Consider the following 4,432-nt stretch of genomic DNA (forward strand, 5'->3'; position numbering starts at 1 on the left):
ACATGGGCCGCTATCCGGAGCGCGAAACCCTGCAGCGCAAGATCGAGGAAGTGCAGCGCCTGAGCCTCAGCTTCACCGAGCTGAAAGCCCCACCCGACCTGGCCCCCGGCCTGGCGCTGGGCGAATTCGGCACCCAGGCTGACGCCCAGGCACGGCTGGACAAGCTGCGCGGCGTACGCACCGCCCGCGTCGTGCAACTGCCGTCGCCAAGCGGCGAGCACCGCATCCGCGTCGACCGCGTCCAAGTCGCCGCCGCCGACAAACTGGCTGCGTTGAACAGCAAGGACGGCGCGACGCGCTGGCAGACCTGCGCCCCCTAAAGCCTGACTGATTTAGTCGGCTTTACTAAACATCCGTCTAAATCTTCGGATGTATTGGATTGAACACAGCCTGAGGCGCGAGAACATAGCGCCCGCAGCGGGGGAGACTGCACCACGACGACAAGGCACAGCCAAGTGCCGGTCATGAGGGGGGTGTCTGAGCCGGACAGCGGGTCTGCTGGTTGGAAGTGCGCGCCTTGGGCGAAGCCAACACTTCTTACGGGTCGGAACCGCAAATGGTCGCAATCGTCAGTGGCAATAGCCTGGGTCTGGAACTCACCTCGCTGGGCACGCTCGGCTCGCAGGGGATGTGGGGGCTGCCAGGCCAGGGCAACAGTGGTGATCAGGTGGTTGTCAACGCCGCCACCGGCAACCTGGTGGTGCAGCGTCGTGATGACTTCCTGGCCAGCCGCGGCCTGGACAACGAGGCGCTGCGCACCTACAACAGCCTGGGCCAGTTCAACGACGGCGACAACGGCGACAACTGGTCGCTGGGGATCTACTCGCAGCAGATCGTGTTGGGCGGCAACAAGGCGGTCAAGACGGCCGGCAGCACGCTGATCCGCACCGCCCGCGACGGTTCGCAGTCGACCTACGACTGGAACGGCACGGCCTACGTCTGCACCGCCGGCACCGGCGCGCACGACACCATCACGGTCGACGACGCCAACAGCCAGTACGTGCGCACCGAAGGCAGCAGCGGCACGGTCGAGAAGTACTCGACGACCACGGGCCGGCTGCAGAGCGTGGCCGACAGCATGGGCTTTGCCAGCTGGTACATGTACAGCAACGACGCCAACAAGCTGTTGGTCCAGGTCCTGGACAAGAGCGGCGACGCGATCCTGTACGACTACGACGACGTCAACAACCCGAAGCTGCTGACCGGCATCCGCACCAAGACCGCGGACAAGGTCGTGCGCAACCTGGTCAGCTACGCCTACGAGAGCTACACCGACAACGGTGTGGCCAAGACCCGCCTGAAGAGCGTCACGGTCGACCTGACGCCCGAGGTCACCACCGATAGCAAGGTCTACACCACCGAGTACATCTACGACCCCGTCACCGGCTTCGTCCAGACGATCAAGCAGACCGACGGCAGCAAGCTCGACTTCACCTACGACGCCTCCAAGCGCGTCGAGACCGTCACCCAGACGCTGACCGATTCGACGACCTCGGTCACGCGCTACGCCTACACCAGCGGCCGCACCACGGTGACCGACCCGATGGGCAAGAACTGGTTGTACGACTACGTCACCACTGCCGGTGCCAACAAGGGCCAGTTGCTCAAGGTGACCAGTCCGGCACTGGGCTCGGGTGGCAGCCTCACGCAGAGCTACACCTACGACGCCGACGGCAACGTCCTGACCATCACCAATGGCGACGGCGAAACCGTCACGATGGCGTACGACACCCGAGGCAACCAGACCACGGTCACCGATCACCTGGGCAACGTCATCGTTCGCACGTACGACGCGGTGACGAACCAGTTGTTGACTGAGACACGCACGCGGGCGGCGGTGCCCGATCTGGTGGGCCAAGGCGGCGGCGTCACGATCAACGGCGATCAGGTGACCAAGACCGGTGGAGTCGATGGGTCGTGGGACACCTCGGTGCGAAGCCAGATCGGCTATGTCGGCAACGCCAACGTGAGCTTCTCTGCCGGTCAGCTCGACAAGCAGTTCTTCGTCGGCCTGAACACCGATCCGGCCACGAGCGCGGGCTATGCCGACATCGACTACGCGATCTATTGCTACACCGAAACGGACGGCACCGGCAAGTTCCAGGCGCGGGTCGCCAATGGCGTCGTGTTCACTGGCACGTACACCACGGCCAACAAGTTGGAGATCCGCTACGACGGCACGTATGTTCGCTTCTTGAAGGATGGAACGGAGTTCCACAAGACGGATGCGGTCGTCATCGCCAATCCGCTGTACGTGGACACCTGCTTCAGGAACACCGGCTCGACGGTCACGAACCTGCGCTTCAGCGACCGCGCCGCGCCCGAAGAGACCACGCGCTACGTCTACGCCGACGGCGCCTCGCGCCTGCTGCGCTATACGGTCACGCCCAGCGGGCGCGTGACGCAATACAAGTACACCGTCTACGGCGAGATCGAGTCGCAGATCAGCTACACCAACGACCTGTACACCGCGGGCACGGCCACGCTGGCGCAGCTCGATGCGTGGGCGGCTGCGGTGACGGACCTGACCAAGACCATCCGCACCGACTACACCTACGACGTGCGCGGCCTGCTGAACTACGAGGACAAGTACCTCAGCGTCGATGCGAACGGCGTGGGCGTGGACACGCGCCGCACCACCTTCATCTACGACCAGGCCGGGCGCCTGCTGCAGACGATCACGCCCGGCAGCACCCCCGGCGACGAAGCCGGCAACGCGACCACGACCTACAGCTACGACGGCCTGGGCCGCATGCTGACGGTGCAGGATCCGCACGGCGTGCTGACCACCACGACGTACAGCGACGCCACCCAGACGGTGACGCTCAAGAACACGCAGACCACGGCGACCACCACCTCGGTGTACGACAAGGCCGGCCGGCTGGTCAGCGTGGTAGGCGCCGGCAGCGCCGGCGGCACGCTGTACACCTACGACGCCGCGGGCCGGTTGCTGATGAGCACCGAGGTGCTGGCCGACAAGTCGGCCACCGGTGCGCGCCACTTCTACCTGTACGACGAAGCCGGCCGGCAGGTCGGCCACATCGAGACCATCGGCACGATCGGCAGCACGGGAACGCCGCCCGCCTACCAAGGCCGCCTGACCGAGATCACCTACGACAAGGCCGGCCGCGCCACGCGCAGCTACACCTACTCCACGGCGATCGACCTGAACCTGGTGATCGACCAAGCCACGGGCGTGCTCAAACCGGCGGTGACGCTGGCCACCGTTCGTCCGACCACGGACAGCCTGGACCTGCAGAGCTGGAACGTGTTCGACGACGCAGGCCGTCTAGTCTACGAGATCGGCGATTGGGGCGCGGTCACCCAGCACGACTACGACGGCACCGGGCGCCAGGTGCGCACGCTGCACTACTCGGTGGCGATCACGCCCACGGGCGCGCCGAGCGTGGCCTACGTCAAGACGCAGCTGGCCACCGCCGCGGTGCAAGCCGGCGCTGCGGCCGACCGCAGCGAACGCTACTTCTACGACTCCGAAGGCAAGCTGACGGCCACGCTGGACGGCGAAGGCTACATCACGCTGAACACCTACAACTCGGCAGGCCAGTTGGTGCGCACACGCCGCTACGCCAACCAGGTGCCCGAGAACGAGCGCGCCGGCGGCGGCCGGCTGTCGGACGTGCTGCCCGCGCAAGACCTCGTGCGTGACCAGCTGGAGACCTTCTACTACGACGGCCGCGGCTTGCTCAAGGGCCACGTCGATGCCGAGGGCTACATCACCCGCCTGTACAACAACAACCGCGGCCTGCTGCGCAACCGCACGCGCTACTGCGACAAGCTCACGACCACGCCGCCGGACTGGAACGCCGACTTCGACTCGCTGATTGCAGATATCGGCCGTGCTACCCCCGACACGCTCAAGCCCGAAGACCGCCGCGAGTATTGGTACTACATGCTCGACGGCCAAGTGCTCAAGACCACCAACTTCGAGGGCACCAGCACCCAGTACGACTACGACACCGCGGGCCGGGTGATCAAGGCCACGGTGGGCTCCGGCACCGATGCGCGCATCACCAGCCTGCGCTACGACATCTGGGGCCACAAGACCCAGGAGCTTGGCGGTGAGAGCTCKCTCAAGCTCACCGGCGATACCACAGCCGACAACCTCGTCTGGACCAACGAGGCGGTGGACTCCACCTACGACGCGGCCGGTCGCCTGACCAGCACGATCGACGCCAACAACTACCGCACGCGCTACTTCTACGACCTGGACGGCCAACTGCGCTACACGATCAACGCCCGCGGCGAAGTCGAGCAGCACGACTACAACACACTCGGCCAGCGCACCGCCGTCACCCGCCTGGGCACGGCCATCAGCCTGACCGGCATTCCCCTCGGTGGCCTCGTCACGAAGGCGTTGCTGGATGCGGTGAACAACCGCGCCGACAAGACCCAGGACTCCACGACTCTGTAC

1 protein-coding gene and 1 pseudogene are annotated in these 4,432 nt (G+C 65.6%); both read left to right on the forward strand.

What is annotated here, in order from left to right; translation table 11 throughout:
* Window positions 1-320: pseudogene (locus AC1DYI_RS27725) on the forward strand (SPOR domain-containing protein); the annotation flags it as partial.
* Window positions 321-556: 236 nt separating this feature from the next.
* The coding region (locus tag AC1DYI_RS27730) for an RHS repeat domain-containing protein (protein WP_477207346.1) at window positions 557-4,432 on the forward strand (3,876 nt) is incomplete at its 3' end.

The sequence above is a fragment of the Ideonella sp. P3_A4 genome, assembly GCF_056403075.1.